This is a genomic window from Actinoplanes sp. CA-131856, from assembly GCF_050956135.1.
GTDB lineage: Bacteria > Actinomycetota > Actinomycetes > Mycobacteriales > Micromonosporaceae > Actinoplanes.
The window spans coordinates 3,088,205-3,108,421 of the sequence record NZ_CP191849.1 but is presented as its reverse complement, the minus strand read 5'-3'; the positions used below and the strand labels follow the sequence as shown (position 1 = coordinate 3,108,421).

General features: G+C 70.7%; 17 protein-coding genes. 7 read left to right on the top strand and 10 right to left on the bottom strand.

Features of this window, described 5'->3' with window-relative positions:
- Window positions 1–18: 18 nt before the first annotated feature.
- A complete protein-coding gene (locus ACQP2X_RS14635; RefSeq protein ID WP_498697249.1) occupies window positions 19–3,831 on the bottom strand; it encodes a phage tail protein in 3,813 nt (1,270 codons plus the stop codon).
- 124 nt (window positions 3,832–3,955) lie between these two features.
- Window positions 3,956–4,501, bottom strand: coding sequence for a YbhB/YbcL family Raf kinase inhibitor-like protein (locus ACQP2X_RS14630; protein WP_498697247.1), 546 nt, complete (start codon window positions 4,499–4,501; stop codon window positions 3,956–3,958).
- A 149-nt stretch (window positions 4,502–4,650) separates the two neighbouring features.
- Here ACQP2X_RS14630 and ACQP2X_RS14625 point away from each other — a divergent pair, with 149 nt between their 5' ends.
- The gene (locus ACQP2X_RS14625; RefSeq protein ID WP_498697245.1) at window positions 4,651–5,484 is read left to right on the top strand and encodes a helix-turn-helix transcriptional regulator; all 834 of its coding nucleotides are present in this window, start codon (window positions 4,651–4,653) and stop codon (window positions 5,482–5,484) included.
- Between the two features lie 6 nt (window positions 5,485–5,490).
- On the opposite strand, the gene ACQP2X_RS14620 is transcribed toward ACQP2X_RS14625, so the two are convergent.
- A complete protein-coding gene (locus ACQP2X_RS14620; RefSeq protein ID WP_498697243.1) occupies window positions 5,491–6,210 on the bottom strand; it encodes a hypothetical protein in 720 nt (239 codons plus the stop codon).
- 10 nt (window positions 6,211–6,220) lie between these two features.
- On the bottom strand, window positions 6,221–7,102 hold the full coding sequence (locus ACQP2X_RS14615; protein WP_498697240.1) for an ABC transporter ATP-binding protein: 882 nt from the start codon (window positions 7,100–7,102) through the stop codon (window positions 6,221–6,223).
- 110 nt (window positions 7,103–7,212) lie between these two features.
- On the opposite strand from ACQP2X_RS14615, the gene ACQP2X_RS14610 reads away from it, so the two are divergent.
- Genes ACQP2X_RS14610 through ACQP2X_RS14600 form a run of 3 tightly spaced genes read left to right on the top strand, consistent with a single transcriptional unit; the run spans window position 7,213 to window position 9,587 of the window.
- Entirely contained in the window at window positions 7,213–8,331 is a 1,119-nt protein-coding gene (locus tag ACQP2X_RS14610; RefSeq protein WP_498697238.1) for a sensor histidine kinase, read from the top strand.
- A complete protein-coding gene (locus tag ACQP2X_RS14605) occupies window positions 8,328–8,930 on the top strand; it encodes a response regulator transcription factor (protein WP_498697236.1) in 603 nt (200 codons plus the stop codon). The genes ACQP2X_RS14610 and ACQP2X_RS14605 overlap by 4 nt, the downstream gene beginning before the upstream one ends.
- Before the next feature lie 3 nt (window positions 8,931–8,933).
- The gene (locus ACQP2X_RS14600) at window positions 8,934–9,587 is read left to right on the top strand and encodes a GOLPH3/VPS74 family protein (protein ID WP_498697232.1); all 654 of its coding nucleotides are present in this window, start codon (window positions 8,934–8,936) and stop codon (window positions 9,585–9,587) included.
- 4 nt (window positions 9,588–9,591) lie between these two features.
- Here ACQP2X_RS14600 and ACQP2X_RS14595 read toward each other — a convergent pair whose 3' ends face one another.
- From ACQP2X_RS14595 to ACQP2X_RS14570, 6 genes are read right to left on the bottom strand one after another with little or no spacing between them, the layout of a single operon-like run.
- Window positions 9,592–11,190 carry a PucR family transcriptional regulator gene (locus tag ACQP2X_RS14595; RefSeq protein WP_498697230.1) on the bottom strand — a complete coding sequence of 533 codons (1,599 nt, stop codon included), beginning with the start codon at window positions 11,188–11,190 and terminating at the stop codon, window positions 9,592–9,594.
- Between the two features lie 10 nt (window positions 11,191–11,200).
- Entirely contained in the window at window positions 11,201–11,896 is a 696-nt protein-coding gene (locus ACQP2X_RS14590) for an ABC transporter ATP-binding protein (RefSeq protein WP_498697229.1), read from the bottom strand.
- Window positions 11,884–13,182: a serine hydrolase domain-containing protein gene (locus tag ACQP2X_RS14585; RefSeq protein ID WP_498697227.1), complete on the bottom strand. Its 1,299-nt coding sequence runs from the start codon at window positions 13,180–13,182 to the stop codon at window positions 11,884–11,886. The genes ACQP2X_RS14590 and ACQP2X_RS14585 overlap by 13 nt, the downstream gene beginning before the upstream one ends.
- Window positions 13,179–15,002 carry a dipeptide/oligopeptide/nickel ABC transporter permease/ATP-binding protein gene (locus tag ACQP2X_RS14580; protein WP_498697225.1) on the bottom strand — a complete coding sequence of 608 codons (1,824 nt, stop codon included), beginning with the start codon at window positions 15,000–15,002 and terminating at the stop codon, window positions 13,179–13,181. Before ACQP2X_RS14580 ends, ACQP2X_RS14585 begins: the two co-directional genes overlap by 4 nt.
- Window positions 15,002–15,946, bottom strand: coding sequence for an ABC transporter permease (locus tag ACQP2X_RS14575; RefSeq protein ID WP_498697223.1), 945 nt, complete (start codon window positions 15,944–15,946; stop codon window positions 15,002–15,004). The genes ACQP2X_RS14580 and ACQP2X_RS14575 overlap by 1 nt, the downstream gene beginning before the upstream one ends.
- A 3-nt stretch (window positions 15,947–15,949) precedes the next feature.
- Window positions 15,950–17,464 carry an ABC transporter substrate-binding protein gene (locus tag ACQP2X_RS14570; RefSeq protein ID WP_498697222.1) on the bottom strand — a complete coding sequence of 505 codons (1,515 nt, stop codon included), beginning with the start codon at window positions 17,462–17,464 and terminating at the stop codon, window positions 15,950–15,952.
- Between the two features lie 155 nt (window positions 17,465–17,619).
- On the opposite strand from ACQP2X_RS14570, the gene ACQP2X_RS14565 reads away from it, so the two are divergent.
- From ACQP2X_RS14565 to ACQP2X_RS14555, 3 genes are read left to right on the top strand one after another with little or no spacing between them, the layout of a single operon-like run.
- The gene (locus tag ACQP2X_RS14565) at window positions 17,620–18,909 is read left to right on the top strand and encodes an EAL domain-containing protein (RefSeq protein ID WP_498697219.1); all 1,290 of its coding nucleotides are present in this window, start codon (window positions 17,620–17,622) and stop codon (window positions 18,907–18,909) included.
- Window positions 18,870–19,484 carry an ECF RNA polymerase sigma factor SigK gene (gene sigK / locus ACQP2X_RS14560; RefSeq protein ID WP_498697216.1) on the top strand — a complete coding sequence of 205 codons (615 nt, stop codon included), beginning with the start codon at window positions 18,870–18,872 and terminating at the stop codon, window positions 19,482–19,484. Before ACQP2X_RS14565 ends, sigK begins: the two co-directional genes overlap by 40 nt.
- Entirely contained in the window at window positions 19,481–20,197 is a 717-nt protein-coding gene (locus ACQP2X_RS14555; RefSeq protein WP_498697213.1) for an anti-sigma factor, read from the top strand. The genes sigK and ACQP2X_RS14555 overlap by 4 nt, the downstream gene beginning before the upstream one ends.
- The last annotated feature ends 20 nt before the right edge of the window (window positions 20,198–20,217 follow it).

The following is a 20,217-nucleotide window of genomic DNA, read 5'->3' as shown; positions in this document are numbered from 1 at the left end:
GATCGTCACCAAGTCTCATCAGATGATCGGCTTTCCGTTCTCGTCCAGTAAGGGCCTGCCGTCAATGCGTTTGGCGTTCGGGATGCCGCCGTCCGCGATATCGCTGCGGAACGTGTCTTCCAGCGTCAAATTCTCGTTGTATTCGTCGCCGTTGGCCTTCCGGCTCGCGTTGACCGCCTCCGTAACCAGACGCCAACCCGGTATGTAAACATTATGATCCCGGCGTGCGTCATCTCCGGAGCCACGACCTTTGTCGAGCCAATGGGTCGCCAACGGCATCACGTGATCCACCACGTGCTTGGTATTCGCGATGTGACCTACTTTCAATTCACGCTGGTCGAATAGACCGGTCCAGTTCTCCGGCAGCTGGCCCGCCCTTTCGAGCGGTTCCATTTCTTTCCTCACCTGCAGGTTGTACCCTTTGGCTAGAATGGCCCGCACCCTGTCTACCAACTCCTTCTTTTTCTTCGCTCGCCAGTTCGTCGACAGAGCTTTCCAACCGCTCCGATAATTGTACAACCTTTCCCGGACATCAAAGCCGGGTGGAATCTTGCGGAAACCTGGCTTTTTGAAGAATTGCTCCAAGCTCTTCATCCGACTTAAGGCTTGGACCTGGATGGCTAGCGGCTCCTCGAGCTTTCGGTAAAGCCGGTGTTCGGCCTCGGCCATCCACACTTCCTTCAGCTGATCAGCCTCGGCCTGAGTCTTGATCCGCTTTCGCCGATTCGTTGTCTTCTTGCGGTTCTCCACCCTGGTCTTGACCCGGCTGAGATGCGTCGCCTTCTCCCTCTTCCACCGCTTCTCAGCGGCATCCAGAGCGTCTAGCACTTTCTTCAACTTCGCCAACTCAGCCTTGGCCGCGCGCTTGTCGTCCGGCTGAGTAATGCCGTTGATCTCTGTACTCAGATTCGCGTAGACAGCCCTGACCTCTCCCGCGAACCGGCTGGCAAGTCTGAAGTCCAAGTCGGAACGGCTGGCGTCACCAGTAAGGCTGTGCTTCTCGCCAGAGGTCATGGCGAAAGATTTCTTGATCACCTTGGGCCGCAACGCCCGGAGTCGCCAGTCGATGTTCTCCTCTCGCTCGTCCGCACGCTTCTTAGTGGGCGGGGCGGTCTTCGAATCCTGCCCCTTCGGCCGGCGCAGCTCCTTCGGCTTCGACTTCCGCTTTCGTTTGTCCATCGCCGCCTTGAGCTTCGCCCAGAGTCTCTTCACCAGGCCGACGATCTTGTCGACCACCCAGTCGATGGCTCGGTTGACCGGGCGGGCCAATTTCTGGAAAGCCTCTCGCACCTTTCCGGCTATGCCGCCGATGCCCAGGATCGCGGCCAAAGCTCCGATCAACACCGGGATCGACTTGGCCAAGGCGTTCTCCACCAGCGCGGCCACTCCCCCGGCGCCGCCCCGGGCTATGGCTATCACCGCGTCCAGGACCGCGTTCACGAACTGGATGATCTGGCGGCCCTGTGTCACCACGAAGCGGATGATGTCGATGATCATTTTGCAGGCTCGGATGAACGCCGACGCCGGGTTGAACAAGGACACGATCCACGTGATGCCGGCTATCAGGATCGTCGGCAGCAGGTAGCCGACCAAGTTCTTGATCAGGTCCTTCTTCAGGTCGCCGACCCTTGTCTTCAGGTCGGACCACATTCCCCGTACGCCCTGCTTCTTCGTGTCGGCCACCAGCGGCACTGCCGTCTCGGCCGCTGTTACCGCCTGCTCGGGGACCTTGCGGACCAGCCTCGATCTGATGTTCATCCAGGACAGGCCCAGCAGGGCGGCGATGATCATCAGGATGCCGAGGATGTCGAAGCTCGGCGGCAGGACCAGGCCCGCCCCGGCTCCGGCGCCCAGCAGCCATGCCAGCACGCCCTGCTCCAAGTGGCGGCCCGCGTTCTTGGCGAACAGCTTCAGGCCGCCGCCGACCGCGCTCACCAGCTTGCCCAGGAAGCCGATCGGGTCCTTGAGGATTCCGCCGATCGCGGACGCCGCCTTGCGCAGGACGCCCATCAGCAGGCCGGCCAGTTCCTTTATCGTGCGGATGACGCCGCCGATCGCGTCGGCTGCCTTCGAGACGAGGCCCTTGTTCTTCTCCTTCTCGGCCGCGATTTCCTCGTCGACCGCCTTCACCGCGTCGGCGTACCTGGTGGCCAAAGTGTCGACGAGCTCGGTGCCCTTGTCGTCGACTGTGTCCCTCAAGTCGTCGAACTTGCCCTCGAAGTCCGTCGCCGCCTCGCGGCCTATCGCCTTCAGGTCGGCCGGGAGCTTGTCCACCGCCGCCTTCAGGTCCTTGCGGCCGGTGGCGATGCGGTTCTTGGCCCGCCGCAGCTCCCGATCGATGGTCTCGGCGATGTCGGTGATCACCTGGCGCATCGCGGTCAGGTAGTTCGCCTTGGCCCTCTCGTAGATCCGGTTCGCCTCTTCCGGCAGGTCGGCGAACAGGTCCTTCACCCAGCGGGCCTTGCCGCGCACCCCCGAGTAGCGCCGGTCCTTGTACTCCTCCATTCCCCGCTCGTGTTCGGCCGTGAACCTTTGCCGTGCCCCCTTCTCGTCCCGCGTGAACTGGTCTTCGACCGTCTTGTCGAGGTCTTTCAGAATCGTCTCGACGTCGTCCTTGGTCTTGTCGAACACCGCCTGGAGAATCGCGGTGACCTGGATCCGTTTCTGCTCGTCGGTGCCCTTGGTGGCGACCTTTCCGGCGCCGACGTTCTTCCCGGTCGTCACCCGGCTGCCGTGCATGGCGGTCATCGCGGCGGCGCCCTGTGCGGCCGCCGTCCGCTTGACCTGTTTGATTTCTTGAGCTTCTCCCGTACGAAGGTGGGCCGGCGCCGTCTCCGAATGGGCCTCCATCGTCTTCTTGTCTTGGACCGCCTTGTCGAACTGCGGTTCCCGGGCGTTGTCGAACGACAACTGCTCCTCGGTGACCTTCGCGTCGGCCATCTGCCGGTCGACCTGTTCCGGCCCGGCCGACATGTCGGTCGCCGCGGCGGGCAGCGGATCCGGCGCGGCCAGGTTCGGGTCGGGCGTTCCGGGCCGGCCGGGCACCTTGTCGGCCGCCAGCGGCACCACCGGCTTCTCGTCCGGGGCGGGCGTGGGCGTCGCGTGGGTCGTGTCGGCGATCTCCTTCGCCGAGGACTTCTGACCTTCGTCGACCTTGCCCTGGACCTCCTTCTTGACCTCGTCGGCCTTGCCGGATTCGCCGAAGCTGTCGGCCTCGTCGAGGTTCTTCGGCGCCCGCTTCGCGACGGCGTCCTCCACCGCCCGGACAAATGCGGTCTTGTTGAATTCCTTCGGTTGTGCGGCGTCCATGTCCTCCGCGTGTGCCGCTTTGCCGCGGGCCTCGCGGTCGTCGCTGGGCGGCACCGACGCGGCTTGCGCCGCTCCGGCTTCGGCCTTGGGCGGCGGGTGGCTGGAGGCGACTCGGTGCTTCTTGGCTCGTACGTCTTTGCGCAGTGCCTGGAATTTCGGATCGGCTCCGGGCGTACGAGGTCCGGCGGTCTCCTTCTTCGCCGCTGCTTTGCCGTCCTGGCCCTCCGGCGTGGCCGCGCCCTGGTCCTTTTGCTCGGGTTTGACGGCGGCCGGGGGAATCGCCTTGGCCGGCGGCTTGACAGGCGGCGCTTTGCTAGACGGCGCTCCCGGGGCTGGGAGTGTGCCGCCGTGCGTGGCCACCGCCTGGTTTCCGACCAGGTTCTGGCCGGCCAGCAGCATTTGGCCCGGCCAGCTTCCCCCCGCCGCCGACACGGCCGCGTTGCCGCCGAACGCCCGGACCACCTCGGCCGTGGTCGCCTGCCGTCCGCCGGGCGACCGGCGGCTGTCCAGCGTCGGCTCCACGGCCGGCACGGTCGCCGGCCGTGGCGCGCGAACCTTCACAGGAACAGGCATCCGACGCTTTCACTACGCACAGTTCGTCGGCCCACGATCCCATCGCCCCCGTCGCACGGGCGTCACTGCCGCGTCACCCGGCGGCGGGCGTCTCGGCCGTGGCCACGATCGTGGCGCGGCCCAGGATGTGGCCGGTCATGGTGAAACCGAGCAGGGCCGGCGTGGCCCCGGCGGGCACCCCGATGTCCTCGACGTCGAGGGCGTGCACGGTGATGAAGTAGCGGTGCTCGCCGTGGCCGGCGGGCGGGGCCGCACCGACGTACTGCCGCAGTCCGGCGTCGTTCGACAGCTGGACCGCTCCCTCCGGCAGCCCCGAGCCCGTGCTGTCGCCCGCCCCCGCGGGGAGCGCGGTCACCGCGGCCGGAATGTTGGCCACGGCCCAGTGCCAGAAGCCCGACATCGTCGGCGCGTCCGGGTCGAAAACGGTCACCGCGAAGCTCTTCGTGCCCTCGGGGGCGCCCGTCCAGCTCAAGCCGGGCGAGACGTCCTGGCCGCCGGGGACCCCGAAGGCGCCGGACATCTGGGCCGGCGGCAGGGCCTTCCCGTCGACGGCGGCATCGCTCGTGACGTCGAAGCTGGGCACCTGCGGGAGACGGGTGAACGGGTTGGTGGCAGTCATGTGATGACGTTCCTTCTCAGTGGTTGCTCTCCGAACACCACTGAGCCTGCGACCGGCCGCCCCGGGCAGGAAGATCTTCCGCATCCTGGTGCCCGGAGTGCCACCTTCACCACATGACGTACGGCCGCGGCCCGGAGCAGACTGTAACGATGCCGCCCGCCCGACCCGAGCTGTCCGCCTTCCTGCGAGCGATGCGATCGCGCGTACGTCCCGCCGACGTGGGCCTGCCGGAGACGGGCCCCCGCCGGACACCGGGCCTGCGGCGCCAGGAGGTCGCCCAGCTCGCCGCGGTCAGCATCGACTGGTACATCCGCTTGGAGCAGGGCCGGGTCGGTGTTCCGGGCGCCGCCGTCCTGGACGCGCTGGCCCAGGCCCTGAAACTGACCGAGGCCGAACGTCACCACCTGCACCTGATAGCCCGGGGCGAGGCCCCACCGTCCCGCCACGTGCCGGCCCCGGCCAGCGAGTCGCTGAGGGCGTTGCTGCACAGCATGCCGACCACCCCGGCCTGGATCCTGGACTTCCGGTTCGACGTGCTGGCCCACAACGCGGCTGCGGTGGCCTTGTTCGGCCCCGGCTTCGCCGTCGGCACCAACACGGCGGAGCCGCTCTTCCTCGACCCCGGCGCCCGGGCCTTCCAGCTCGACTGGACCCGGATAGCCCGCGAACACGTGGGCAACCTGCGCGCCAACCTGGCCCGGCACCCCGGCGACCCCCGCCTCCGATCCCTGATCGACGGCCTGCGCCGGCAGAGCCCCGAGTTCGCCGGTTGGTGGGACGACCAGACGGTGCAGGAGCGCACGAACGGCACCAAACGGGTCCTCCACCCCACCGGCGGCGTGATGACGGTCCGCTACGACGTCCTGGCCGTCCAGGACGGCTCCGAACAGCGCCTCTCAGTGATCACCCCAGCCGACGCCCAGGCCGAGAACACATTGCGCGCACTCGTCTATCCCCGGAACGGCCTGCGCGCGGTGAACTGAGAGCTGTCAGCGGCGGGGCTCCCAGCGGAACATGCGGCGGGCGAACGAGACCGCGATCACGACCCAGGCGAAGGTGGGCGCCAGCAGGAGCAGGGAGTCGGACAGGGCGACGCCGCCGTTCCAGGCGTTGAGCATCAGTTCGGTGGCGGCGCCGCCGGGGAGCAGGCGCTTGAGCAGCTCCTGGCTCTCCGTGCCGGTGATGCCGACCCAGCTGGCCACGGCGATGACGCCGAGGCTGACCGGCAGCGTGGTGACCTGGGCGTGCTCGGGCGAGTTGGTGACGCCGGCCGTGGCCAGGGCCAGGGCGATCATCATGGCCACCGTGCCCAGGACGGCCAGGATCAGCAGCGGGATGTTGTCGGGGCGGCCGGCCACCACGCCGAAGGCGGTCAGGATGCCGGCCAGCTGGATCAGCGCGATGACCGTGGCCGGGGCGACCAGGCCGGCCAGGATGCCGGCGTCGCCGGCCGCGGTCGAGCGCAGGCGTTTCAGGAACAGGTTCTGCCGGCGTGAGGCGAGCGTCGTCACGGTCGACGCGTAGAGGCCGAAGGCGCCGACGGTGAACATGACGATCGCGGCGATGTAACCGAGGGTGGCGGCCTGAGCGAACTCCTCGTGCCGGTAGATGAAGAACGCGCTGACCGCGACCGGGATGATGAGGCTGGTGACCAGCACCAGGCGGTTACGGAAGATCTGGACCAGTTCGGAACGGGCGATGGCGTACACGGAAAGCTCCTCAGGACTCGATGGCACGGAAGACGTCGTCGAGCCGGGTCGGCCCGGCTGACAGATCCCGCAGGTCGACGGTGTGGTCCTGCGCCCAGGCCAGCAGCGTGTGCAGGTCCTTCTGAAGGTTGAAGGTCTCGACGCGGACCGACCCGCCGGCGTTCGGGGAGGCCGGCAAGGGCAAGGCGGGGGCGGGAGCCGCCAGCGTGAAGTTGATGACGGCGGGCAGCGTACGGGTCAGCTCGGTGACCGTGCCCTCGCGGCGCAGGACACCCTGGTGCATCAGCCCGATCCGGTCGGCCCGCTGCTGCGCCTCCTCCAGGTAGTGCGTGGTCAGCACGACGGTCGAGCCGTTCTCGCGGAGCCGGTCGACCGCGGTCCACAGGTCGTCGCGGGACTGGATGTCCAGGCCGGTGGTCGGCTCGTCCAGGAAGATCAGCTCGGGGGTGCCGTAGACGGCCGTGGCGAAGTCGAGACGGCGCTTCTCGCCGCCGGAGAGCTGGCCGACCAGCGTGCCCGCCTTGCGGGTCAGCTCGACCACGTCGATGACCCGGTCCACGTCGTCCGTCCGCCGGGTCAGCCGGCCGATCAGGCCGACCGACTCGCGGACGGTGAGGTCCGGCGAGAAGCCGCTCTCCTGGAGCATGATGCCCATCCGGGGGCGGACGGCGGCGCGGTCGCGCGGGCTGTGCCCGAACACCCGGACCGTGCCCGAGGTCGCGGTCCGGTGCCCCTCGATGGTCTCCAGGGCCGACGTCTTCCCGGCCCCGTTGGTGCCCAGCAGCGCGTACAGCTCACCGGGGCGGACCTCGAACGAGAGATCCCGTACGGCGTGGAAGTCGCCGTACTTCAGGTTGAGATGGTCGACTTCGATGACTGGCGTTGTCGGCATGACTCGATGACACCAGCGACCCCACCCGTCCGTTCAGTGTCGCCGTGTCATCAACCGGATATGACGTGGTGTCACTACTGGCCGCCGCGATCGGCACGAATACTGGGAGGGTGAAGGCAAGATCGCTGCGCATCACCGAGGCCACCCAGGGACGCCTGCGCCGCCTCAACCTCTACACCGCGCTGCCGCCGATCGTGCTGGCGGCGGTGGTCGTGGTGGCGGTCGACGTGCGCTCCTGGTGGCACGCGCTCGTGCTGGCCCCGGGGGCGATCGCGGCGCTGGTGGCCTTCGAGCGGTGGACGGCCAACGACATCGGCCGGGTGGCCTGGCCGTGCCTGATCGTGGCGGCCGCGGTCTGGCCGGCCGGGGTGTTCCTGGTGGCCAGCCCCAACGCGTACTGGGGATTCATCAGCGTGGCCTCGCTGGCCCTGCCGCGGCTGCCGCGCCACAAGTACGCGGCGGCGGCCGCCGTGCTGGTCTACGTCGCCGGGGTGGGTGCCGGCCGCCTGCTGGTCGGGACCGGCGATGTGCTGATCGACTACGTCCTGGTCCCGTCCGCCCTGACCGCGGTGGTCATGGTGCTCTCCTTCGCCGGCGAGAGGTTCTACGACATCGTGCAGGAGCTGGAAGTGTCCCGGGAACGCGAGGCCGAGCTGGCCGTCATCCGTGAACGCGTGCGCTTCGCGAGCGACCTGCACGACATCCAGGGCCACACGCTGCACGTGGTGAAGTTGAAAGCGGCGCTCGCCTGCAAGCTCGTGCAGAGCGACCCGGCCCGGGCCGAGGAGGAGCTGCGTGAGATCCACGGCCTGGTCAGCGACACCATTCAGCAGACCAAGGAGCTGGCGTACGCCCAACGGCGGCTGAACTTGTCGGCCGAGCTCGAGAACGCGAAGAACCTGTTCGAGGCGGCCGGGATCCGGGTGCGTGTCACGCGCGAGTCGGAGGCGGACGCGCGGGTGAGCGAGATGCTCGGCCAGGTGCTGCGGGAGACGACGACCAACATCCTGCGGCACGCGCAGGCCACCCGGGTGCGGATCACGCTGGCGGCGTCGGGCATCACCATCGTCAACGACGGCGCCCCGGGCAACGGGCCGCTCGAACTGCGCGGGCTCTCGGCCCTGCGGCAACGAATAGCGAGCGACGGAGGAGAACTGTCCGTGGCGGTCGACGCCGGCGAGTTCACGACGGCCGCGGTGTTCCCCGCGGTGAACGGGGGTGTGCGGTGACGTGGGTGGTGCTGGCCGACGACGAGGCCCTTCTGCGCAAGGCGATGGCGGCCCTGCTGCCGCTGGAAGGCGACATCACCGTGCTGGCCGAGGCCTCGGACGGGCGGGAGGCCGTCGCGGCCACGCTGCGGCACGAGCCGGACGTGCTGGTGATCGACCTGGAGATGCCGAACGTGGACGGGCTCGGGGCGGTGGCCGAGATCCGCCGGGCCCGCCCCGCGCAAGTGATCCTCATGCTGACCCGGCACGCCCGTCCGGGCGTACTGCGGAAGGCCTTGAAGTTGGGTGTGCAGGGCTTCGTGAGCAAGTCGGCCGAGCCGGCACACATCGCGACGGTCATCGCCACCCTGCACTCGGGCAAACGATGGATCGACCCCGACGTCTCGGCCCTGGCCGTCATCGACGACTGCCCGCTCACCGAGCGCGAGTTGGACGTGCTGCGGGTGACCGGCGACGGCTACTCGGTGGCCGACATCGCCGCCCGGCTCCACCTGGCGCCCGGGACGGTCCGCAACTACCTGTCGAGCGCCATGCAGAAGACACAGACTCAGACCCGCCACGAGGCGGCCCGGTACGCCCGCGAACACGATTGGCTGTGAGAGATGCTCCTGGTCGAAGATCTGATGCTGCTGTTGCTGGACGACGAGACCGGGACGCCGGCCGCGGCCGGGACCCTGCCCTACGCGCTGGGCGGGGCCGTGCTGGTCGAGCTGGCCCTGCTGGGCCGGGTCGAGACCGACGGGCGGAAGGTGTACGCGACGGGCAAGGGCCCGCTCGGCGATCAGCTGCTGCAGGAGGCGTACGACAAGGTGGCCGAGAAGCCGCGCGCCGCCCAGACGCTGCTGCTGTCGATCGGCGGAAAGCTCTGGGACCCGGTCGTCGAGCGGCTGATCGGGCACGGCCTGATCCGCCGCGAGAAGAAGCGCGTGCTGGGCCTGTTCAAGATGACCATGCTGCCGGCCACGGACTCGGACCACGAGCCCGTCCTGCGCGACCGCATCCGCGGGGTCCTGGTCGACGGGGCACAGCCCGACGCCCGGACGGCCGCGCTCATCGCCCTGCTCTCGTCGAGCGGCGCGCTGCCCCTGCTACGGCCGCAACTGGCCTGGTCGTCCCCGGTCATCAAGCGGGCCAAGGAACTCGAGCAGGGCCACTGGGGCGCCGAGGCCGTGAACACCGCCGTGACCCGAACGGCCGCCGCAATAGCCGCGGCAACCGCCGCAGCCGCCGTCACCGTCGTCACGACGGACAACTAGGCCCTCAAGGAAACAGGCGCAGTTGGAGCATGACGTCGAAGCGGGCCTCGGGGTCGGACAGGTCCAGGTCGCCCACCTCGGCCAGGCGGCGCAAGCGGTAGCGGAACGTGTTCGGGTGGACATGCAGGGCGGCCGCGGCCGCCACCGCGTCGCCGAAGGCGTTCAGCCACGCGGACAAGGTTTCGACCAGGTCGGCGTTGTGTTCGGCGTCGTAGGCCAGCAGTTTCGCCAGCGGGCCGGTGGGGGTGTCGCCTCGGGCTGCCACCGAGTCGCGCATCTCCAGGACCAGTGCCGCCGTGTAGACGTCGCTCAGGCGGGCCACCCGGCGGCCACAACCGGAGTGCAGCACCCTCAGGGCCCGGTCGGCGCTGGCGCGGGCGGCGGGGATCGTCGCCACGGAAGGGGCGGCTGGGCTCACCCCGACCAGGGCCGGCACCCGGTCGCCGACACGGTCCAGGAACTCCGTGGCGACCTTGACCGCCCTCTCCTCGGTCATCGCCGGCAAGAGGCCGTACGCCACGTCGCCCAGCAACGCGACCGCGCTTCCCGCGTGGACCGCGCTCAAGTGCATGGCCAGCGCGTCGGCCAGGCGCTGGCGGTCGGCGGCCAGGCCGGAACGGTCGGCGGCCGACTCCACCGCGGCCGGGGCCAGGGCCAGCACCACCAGCGGCTGGTCGGCCAGGCCCAGGCGGGCCAGTGACTCCCGGGCGCCGGGTCCGCCCTCCAGCGCGGTCCCGACCAGCTCGGTGCGCAGGCGGCGTTCGACGTCCGCGCCCGCCCGCAAGCGCAGCAGGTGCAGGGCAACCAACTTGGCGGCGTCGCTGAAGGCTCGCGAGCGGTCGGGGGTGAGCGGCTCGCGCACCGCCGCCCAGATCGAGCCGAGGAACTCGTCGCCGGCGCGGACGGCCACGGCGGCCCGCGGCACCGAGAAGTCGTCGGCGCCGCTGGGCGGCGGGGTCACGTACACCGGCTCGGAACTTCGGTGCAGGTCCCGGTGTACGCCGGCGACGGTGAGCAGGCGGGCGAAACGCTCCGGGACCTGGCGGCCCAGGATGGTCTCCACCCGTGACTCGTCGGCCTCCTCCTGGCGGCCCGAGAAGGCCAGCACCCGCGAGTCGGGGTCTTCGATCGTGACCGGCGCGTCGACCAGGGCGGCCACCGCGTTGGCCAGCGCGAACAGGTCGCCCGAGGGCAGGCCGCCGAGGGTCTCGGGGCCGCCCACGTCGCCCTGGCTGAGCATCGAGCGCAGCAGAGCCGCCAACTGCGCCCAGGACGCGCCTCTGGTCAGGGCCAGAAGGGCCACCCCGGACTCGTCGGCGGCGGCGCGGACCTCTTCCGTGGCCGCGACCGGAGCCCGTACGACCAAAGCAGCCGCCGCCTGACCGCCCAGCGCGCGCAGCAGCGCCGCGATCTCCTCCGGAGACCGCAGGCCCACCCCCAGCACCAGCGCGGGGGTGGGCAGATGCGGCTCGTCGAACGGGTCGTGGATGGCGATGCCGGCGATCGGCTCGGGCGAACTCACGTCCCCGTGCACCAGGTCGAGCAGCGTGGCGCCCAGGTCGTCGAGGACCCGGCCGAGGCTGGCCCGCGGTTGCTGGCTCATGCCGGCCAGCCTAGGGGCGCGGGACGGCATCCAGCAGCTCTCGCGTGTACTCGTGGCTCGGCTCCTCCAGCAGGGAGACCGGTCCGCACTCGACGATCCGGCCCTCGCGCATGACGGCGACGATGTCGCTGACATAGCGGACCACGGCCAGGTTGTGCGAGATGAACAGCATCGTGAGGCCCATCCGGCGTTGCAGGTCGCGGACCATGTTGAGGACGGCGCCCTGGAGGGAGACGTCGAGGGCCGAGGTGATCTCGTCGGCCACGATCACCTCGGGGCGGGCGGCCAGCGCTCGGGCCAGCGCCACCCGCTGCCGCTGACCGCCGGAGAGCACGCCGGGGCGCACCCCGGCCCGGTCCGGCGGGAGGCCGACCAGGTCGAGGAAATGGGCCACGTCCGTGCGTCCCCGGGCGACCTCGGCGATCGAGGCTCCGACGGTCATGCGCGGGTCGAGGGCCGAGTACGGGTCCTGGAAGACCATCTGCACCGGGCCGCCCCCGCGCGGGACGGGAAGGATCCGGCCGCTGGTGAGCGGGACGAGCCCGACGGCGGCCCGGGCCAGCGTGGACTTGCCCGAGCCGGACTCGCCGACCAGGCCGACGACCTGCCCGGCCGGCACCACCAGGTCGACGCCGTCGACCGCGACCGTGCCGTGCCGGCGGGAGCCGAACCGGACGGTCACGTCCTCGAAGGTCAGCTCGCGCATCGCGGGGTGGCCCGGGCGCCGAAGTGCAGGTACGGCTCGCCGGTGGGCAGCTCGTAGAAGGTGGCCGGAATCCAGTTGCCGGTCTCCGGATCGCGGCAGACGAACAGGTCCGGCCCGACGGCGACCATCGAGTAGTCGACCGGCTTCTCCTGGAGCACCTCGGCCATCGGCCCGGTCACGCTCACCCGCAGCACCCCGTCGGGCCGCACCTCCTGGCGGATGCTGGCCCGCTCGTAGACGCCCACGTACGGGGTGATGTCGACCTCGACGGGTGTGGCCGGCGGCCCGAGCGGATGCGGCACCGGCACCTCGGCCAGTGAAGCGAAGATCTCCCGGAACAGCTCCTCGTACAGCTTGGCCCCGTTGCCGCCGTTGGTCAGCAGGGTGACCGCCAGCCCCTGGGAGGGCAGCACGCGCAGGAACGCGGCCTGCCCGATGGTGTTGCCGTCGTGCCCGATCAGGCGGTGGCCGCCCCAGTTCAGGCGTTCCCATCCGAGGCCCCACGAGTCGCCCAGCAGGTGCGTGTCCGGCAGGTCGACCTGATGCTCGGCCATCTCGGGGTGCATTCCCGACAGCGCGAACCGCAGCACGTCGCCCACTGTGGACACGATCGCGCCGGCCGGGCCGGCCGAGCGCGGGATGCCCCAGACCGGCGCCACGGCCTGCTCGCCGTCGTTGGTGACGTGCCCGACGGCGGCGCGGTGCATCAGCGCCTCCTCGGGCAGGGTCACGGTGTGCTCGAGCCCGAGCGGCCCGATGATCCGCTCGCGCAGGGCGGCGTCCCAGGTGGTGCCGGTGAGCTTCTCGATCACGCGGCCGGCCAGGGAGAAGCCCGAGTTGCAGTACGACCAGGTGGCCTCCAGCGGATGGTTCTGGGCCGCCTCGGCCAGCCCGGCCGCGTACTTCTCCAGGCAGTCGTCGCCGCGGCCGGTGTCGGTGAAGACGTCGCCGTCGATGCCGCTGGTGTGGGTGAGCAGGTGGCGCATGGTCACCTTGGCGGTGACGCCGGGGTCGCTCAGGCGCAGCTCGGGCATCACCTCGACCAGCGGGGCGTCGAGCTGGAGTTTGCCTTCGGCGACCAGCTGCATGACCAGGGTGGCGGTCCAGACCTTGGTGATGGAGCCGATCTGGAACAGCGAGTCGGTGGTCACCTCGACACCGGTGCGAAGGTTCAGAACCCCGTACGCGGCCTCGGTCTGCTGCCCTTGGTGGGAGATGCCGAGGGTCGCGCCCGGCACGTGGTGGCGCGAGGCGAGCTCGGCCAGACGATCGGTCCACTGTGTCACGATGATGCTCCTTCCAGATGGGCTTCGGCGTGCCAGCAGGCGACGCGGCGGCCGTCGTCGTACGCGGTCAGGGTGGGATCCTCCGAGCGGCACCGGTCGGTGGCGAGCGGGCAGCGCGGGGCGTAGGCGCAGCCGGAGGGCAGCGCGCGGGGATCCGGCGGGCGTCCGGGGATCACCGCGAGCGGCCGGTCGCGGTCGGTGGTCATGTCGGGAACGGCCGAGACCAGAGCTTGGGTGTACGGATGGAGAGCGCCCCCGGCCAGCGAGGAGGTGGGCAGGTCCTCGACCACCCGGCCGGCGTACATGACGAGCACCCGGTCGCAGACCTGGCCCACCACGGTGACGTCGTGGCTGATGAACAGCAGGGCGGCCCCCTCGGCGGCCCGGACGTCGGCCAGCAGCTGGAGCACCCGCCGCTGCACGGTCACGTCGAGGGCGGTGGTCGGCTCGTCGGCGATGATGAGCCGCGGGCTCGCCATCACACCCATGCCGATCATCGCCCGTTGCCGCATGCCGCCGGAGAACTCGTGCGGGAGCTGGCGGGCGCGGCGGGCCGCGTCCGGGATCCGTACGGCCGCAAGCCGGTCGACGGCCCGGCGCCAGGCCGCCGCCCGGGTCGCGCCCTGGTGCTCGCGGACGACCTCGGCCAGTTGGCGGCCCACCTTGTGGGTGGGGTTGAGCGAGGTCATCGGGTCCTGGAAGACCATGGCCAGCGAGGTGCCGAGCAGCGTGCGGTGGTCGCCGTGGCGCAGGTCCCGGCCGAGGAAGTCGAGCCGGTCGGCCTGGACGCGACCCGGCGACTCGATCAGCTGGGCGATGGCGAGGGCGGTCAGGCTCTTGCCCGAGCCCGATTCGCCCACGATGCCGACCGCTTCGCCGGCGCCCACGGTGAGGCTCACACCCCGGACCGGGGTCACGTCGCCGTAGCTCACCCGAAGGTTGGCCACGCGAAGCAATGCCTCCTCGGCCGGCAAATCGGGTGCCGCCGCTATCGGCGTGCGCGATTTGTCCACATTTATCGAGACAATCGACCGAGCCACCGCCTCACCGGTCAGGTTGAACGCCATCGCGGCGAGGATGACGGCGGCACCAGCGGCCAGCGCCCCCGCCGGATGAATGTAGATCTGGGCCAGCCCCTCACCGAGCAGCCGCCCCCAGTCGTAGCCGGGCGCCTGCACCCCCAGCCCGAGGAACGACAGGCTCGCGAAGGCCAGCAGCGAACTCCCGGCCGCCATCGTCGCCGACACGACCAGCGGCTCGGCGATGTTCGGCAGCACGTGCCGCAGCAGGATGCGGACGCGGCCCACACCGGCCACCCGCGCCGCCGCGATGAAGTCACGCCCCGAGAGGGTCGCGGCCAGCGTCTGCGTGAGCCGGGCGAACGCCGGTGCGGTCGCGAAGCCGATCGCCAGCACCGCCCCCTTCGCGCCCACTCCGAAGATCACCGCGAAGAACAGCGCCAGCAGCAGCGTCGGGAAGGCCACCGCGATGTTGATGACCGCGCCGATCACCCGTCCGGCCCGCCGCCCGAGCGGCGTCGGCGCCGTGCCGAGCAGCAGGCCCGTGCCCACCCCGATCCCGGTCGCCAGCAGCGCCAGCCCGACCGACAGCCGCGTCGCCACCAGCACGCGGGCCAGGATGTCGCGCCCCAGCAGATCGGTTCCCGCCCAGTGCGCCGCCGACGGACCTTGCAGGATCTCGTTCGGCTGTACGGCGTCAGCCCGCTCCTGCCACAGCAGAGGCGCCACCACGGCCAGCCCCAGAACCAGGACCACGAGCACCGCGGCGCTCGCGCCGAGCGGCTTCCTCAGAAACGCCATCAGCTCTCCCGGATCGCCGAGCGCGGGTCGAGCACGGCCAGCGCCACGTCCACCACCAGGTTGATCAGGAGCACGCCGATCCCGTACACCAGGACCACGCCCTGCACGGTCGGATAGTCCTTGGCCAGGATCGACTGGACGATCGTGCCGCCCAGCCCGGGCCAGGCGAAGATGTTCTCGATCAGCACGGTGCCGGCCACCAGCGCCCCGAGCAGCAGGCCGCCGACGGTCAGGGTGGCCGTCAGGGCGTTCGGCAGCGCGTGCCGCAGATAGATCGCCGCCGGCCGCAGGCGCTTGGCCCGGGCCGTACGGATGTAATCGGCCTGAAGCACCGCGAGCAGTTCCACCCGGATGATCCGGGCCAGCATGAAGGCGGGGCCGATGGCCAGGGCCAGGACCGGCAGGATGTACGACGTGGGGCCCGACCGCCCGGCGACCGGCGTCCATCCGAGCTGGACGCTGAAGACGAAGACCAGTCCGACCGCCATCAGGAACTCGGGAATGGTCGCCACCACCACGCCGGTCGACGTCAGCAACCAGTCGCGGTTCTTGTTGCCGCGGGCCAGCACGGCCATGAGCAGGCCGAGCGGCACCGAGATGAGCACGGCCACCGCGAACGCCAGCAACGCCATCTCGACGGTCGATCCGAGCCGCGACGAGATCACCTCGTCCACCGGCAGGCCCGAGGTCATCGACACGCCGAGGTCGCCGGTCACCAGGTGACCGAGGTAGTCCACGTACTGCCGCCACAGCGGATCGTCGAGCCCCAGCGCCTCGCGCCGCTGCTCGATCAGCGCGAGCGGGGCGGTGGGGCCGAGCGACGCGCGGACCGGGTCGCCCGGCAGCACGTGGATCATCAGGAAGGCCGCGGTCACCAGCACCCAGACCGACAGCAGCAGCCGTCCCGCCCGGCGGGCGCCGAACCGCGTCCAGGTGGCGTCCACGGTTCAGCCCAGCATGCGGATCGACGCCGGATCGATGTCGGCCTCGGTCAGCGCGAGGTCGGCGCCGCGGGCCACGACCGGCAGGTTGGCGTTGGCGAACGGCACCAGATCCAGGTTCTTGATGACGGCCTTCTCGGCCGCGTCCCACTGTGGACAGCCGCTGTCCCCGGTGAGCTTCTGGGCGGCGGCCACGGCATCGGTGTACGCCTTGTTGTCGAAGGACCCGAAGTTGGCGCCGGCCGGCGGCGTCGGCCCGGACAGGAACGGCACCAGCTGGCTGGGCAGGGTCACGCCGATCGGGAACATCGCCACGTCCCAGGCGAGCTGACCGGCCGCGATCTGGGCGACCTGGGTGGTGGTGACCGACTTCAGCTCGACCTGGACGCCCGCGGCCTGCCACTGCTGCTGCAGGAGCTCGGCGGCGGCCTGAGCACCGGCCGCGCCGGTGGCGCCCCAGACCACTGTGAGCTTGGGGGCTTTCCCGGACAGGACCGCCTTGCCCGCGGCGGCGTCGAAGCCCGGCAGGTTGCCGGTCACGTTGTCGCCTTCGCACGGGGTGTTGGCCGGCGCCACCAGGCCGGTCGGGGTGCCGCCGCGGCCGCTGGTGAAGACCTGCTGCATCTGCTTCAGGTCGAGCGACTGGATCAGCGCTGTGCGGACGGCCGGGTCGGCGGTGGGCAGGCCCTTCTTCTGGTTGAACCAGATCTCGCCGGTCGGCGCGAGCACGTCGCGCTTGAGGAAGCCGTCGCCCTGGAGCCGCTGGCTGTCCGGGCCGGTGAAGCGGGCCGCGTTGATCTCACCCGACAGCAACAGGTTGGCCGTGGTGGTCTCGTTGGTGATGACCCGGATGACGACCTTCTCCGGAAGGCCGACCGGGCCGGTCACGTCCTTGCGCCGGGTCAGCGTGTAGTGGTCGTCGGGAACGGCTTCGGTGACCGTGTAGAGGCCGGCGCCGTCGGACGACTGCTTGAGCTTCGTACGGTCGGCCATGCCCTTGGCGCAGACGATCGGCAGGGCGCCGAGGTTGCGCTCCAGGAACGCGTCAGGGGTCGGCGAGGTCACGCTGACCGTGCCGGCCGTGTCGTCCGCGGTGGCCTTGGCACCCGCCGGGACGTACAGGCCGATCCGGGTCGAGGAATTCTTGGGGTCACCCACGAACGTGATGTTCGCGGCGACCGTGGCCGCCGTCAGCGGCGTCCCGTCGGCGCAGGTCACACCCTTGCGCAGGGTGAAGGCGGCGGTCGTGCTGGTCGATTCCCACTTCTCGGCCAGCCCGGGCCGGATCTTGCCGTCCGGCTCGAAGCCGAGCAGCGAGTCGTAGAGGAACCGGTCGACCTGCCCGGTGACCGACAGAGAGGTGAAATGCGGATCGAGGTTGCCGGGGTCACCCGCCACCGCCATCGTGAACGTCTTGCCGTCGACCGGCCGGCCCCCGCCAGGCCCGCCGCCGCCGTCGTCACCGCAGGCGGCCAGGAGCACCACAGCTCCCGCCGCGGCCGCGCATCGCAAAGCCTTCATAGTGCCTCCACGTGCTGCGTGTGCCGAAAGACTGCCGATCACCCGGCCCGCTTGTCTTTGGCCCGGCCGACAACATGAAGACGATCGATTTGTCGCGCCCGACCACAGGCGCTTTTCTCAGGTCGCCCGCCGGTGAGCCGATGAGGCAGCACGTGATGAGACAGCGTGACGTGGCGGCCGAGCAGGTGGCCGAGCTGCTGCGAACCGCTCGGCGGTCGCTGGGGCTCGACTTCGCCTTCCTGAGCCGTCTGGACGGCATCACGCAGCACCTCGAGGTGGTCGAGTCGGACCAGCCCGAGGTGTTCCACGACGGCATCATGTTCGCGCAGCCCACCTCGTTCTGCCAGGCGATCCTCGACCGGCGCCTGCCTACGGTCATCCCGGACGCCGCGAAGTTCGCCGAGGCGATGACGCTGCCGGCCGCGCATGTGCCCGGCATCCGCAACTTCGTGTCGGTCCCGGTGGTGCTCAGCGACGGCAGCCTGTACGGCACGTTCTGCGCCGGCGGGTTCACCGCCGACGACCGGCTCTCCGACCGCGACGGGGCGCTGATGGCGGTCCTGGCCCAGGCTGCGGCGGTCGTCATCGAACCCGACGTGCACAAGCGCCGCCGGGCCGTCGAGCTCGAACGGCGCTACCGTCCGCTGATCGACGCCGGCGGCCCGGTCGTCCTGGTGCAGCCGATCGTCGACCTCGCGACCGGCCGCCGGGTGGGCGCGGAGGCGCTGAGCCGCTTCCCGCGCCAGTGGAACCAGCCGCCCGACGAGTGCTTCGCCGACGCCGAGCTGATCGGCGAGCGGGACCGGCTCGAGATCCTGGCCCTGCGCTCGGCCGCGGCCCACCTGACCCGGGTCTCCGGCTACGTCGCGATGAACATCTCCCCCGGCACGCTGATGACCCGCGAGGGCCGGGAGGCCCTGAGCGCGATGCCGCTGAGCCGCGTGGTGCTGGAGCTCTCCGAGCACGATCCCGTCGAGGACTACGACGCGCTGCACGCCGTGCTGGCGCCGTTGCGGGCCCGCGGGATGCGCCTGTCCATCGACGACGTCGGCTCCGGCTACTCGTCGCTGCGCCACATCGTGGCGACCCGCCCCGACGTCATCAAGCTCGACCGCAGCATCGTCACCGGCCTGCACCGCGACACCGTGCTGCCCGTGGTGGTCCGGTCGCTGGTCGACCTCGGGACCGCGGTCGGCGCCGTCGTCGTCGCCGAGGGCGTGGAGACCGCCGACGACGCCACCACGCTGGCCGGCCTCGGCGTGCACCTGGGCCAGGGCTGGCACTTCGACCGGGCCGTCACCCCATCGGAGCTCCAGGACTCGTACGTCGTGAACAGTGACCAATCCGCGGAAGCCATGGCTCCGAATCGCCTTCTGGAAGATTCGATCCGCGGAGAGGCGACACCATGGCAGAGCGCGGCATCGGCCGCCGCCCGGAGCACCTGACACCGGTGCCCGGCCCGGAACCGCAGCCGGACGCCGGCACCCTGCTCCGGGCAGTGGCCCGCGGTGACGAGAAGGCCTTCGACCGGCTGTACGAGCTGGTGGCGGCCCGCGTCTACGGGCTGATCCGGCGGGTGCTGCGCGACCCGGCCCAGGCCGAGGAGGTCGCGCAGGAGGTGCTGGTCGAGGTGTGGCGGTCGGCGGCCCGATACGACCCCGGCCAGGGATCGGCGACCGCGTGGATCTTCACCATCGCCCACCGGCGGGCCGTCGACCGGATCCGGTCGGAACAGGCGTCGGCCGACCGCACCCTCAAGGTCGGCGCGGCCTCGATCGACACGCCGTTCGACGAGGTCGTGGACGAGGTGGCCGTGCGGCTGGAACGCCGGCAGGTGCGCCACTGCCTGGACGGCCTGACCGAGCTGCAACGGCAGGTGGTCACCCTGGCCTACTACCACGGGCACACCTATCCGCAGGTGGCCGAGCTGCTGGGGGCGCCGCTGGCGACGGTGAAGACCCGGATGCGGGACGGGCTGATCCGCCTGCGGGACTGCCTCTCGGCGGGGGTGGCGGCATGAGCACCGACGCACACACCCTGGTCGGGCCGTACGTCCTGGACGCGGTCGACGACATCGAACGGGCCACCTTCGAGCGGCACCTGCGCGAGTGCGAGGCGTGCCGGGCCGAGGTGGGAGAGCTGCGCGAGGCGGGCGCCCGGCTGGCCGACGGCGCCTGGTCGGTTCCGCCGCCCCGGCTGCGGGAATCGGTGCGGGCCGAGATCCGGCGGACCCGTCAGCTCGGGCCGCCGGCCCGGGTGCGGACCACGCGCCGCCTGTGGCCGGTGGTCGCGGCGGCGGCCGCGGTGCTCGTGGCCGGCGGAACCGTCTTCCAGGTGCAGGAGCATCGGCTCGACGACGAGCGCGCGGCCGCCGTGGCGGCCCGGGCCGGCGAGGCCCGGGTACGGGCCATCCTCACCTCCCCCGACCTGGTGGTCCGCGAGGAGCCGCTGAGCAGCGGCGGCCGGGTCACCGTGGCCACCTCGCGCCTGAACGACGCGGGCGTCATCATGCTGGCGGCGTCGGCGGCCCCGTCCGGGGAGCGGGTCTACCAGCTCTGGACGATCCGCTCGGGCGGGGCGGCGTCGGCCGGGGCGCTCGGGGTGGGCCAGTCGGCCACCGTGCGCATCGTCGAGGGCCTGTCCGGCTCGTCCGCGGTGGGCGTGACGGTCGAGCCCGCGCCGGGGTCGAGGACGCCGACGACCACACCGGAGGCGCTCGTGAAAATACTTTGATCTCCGACCAAGCCGCCGCA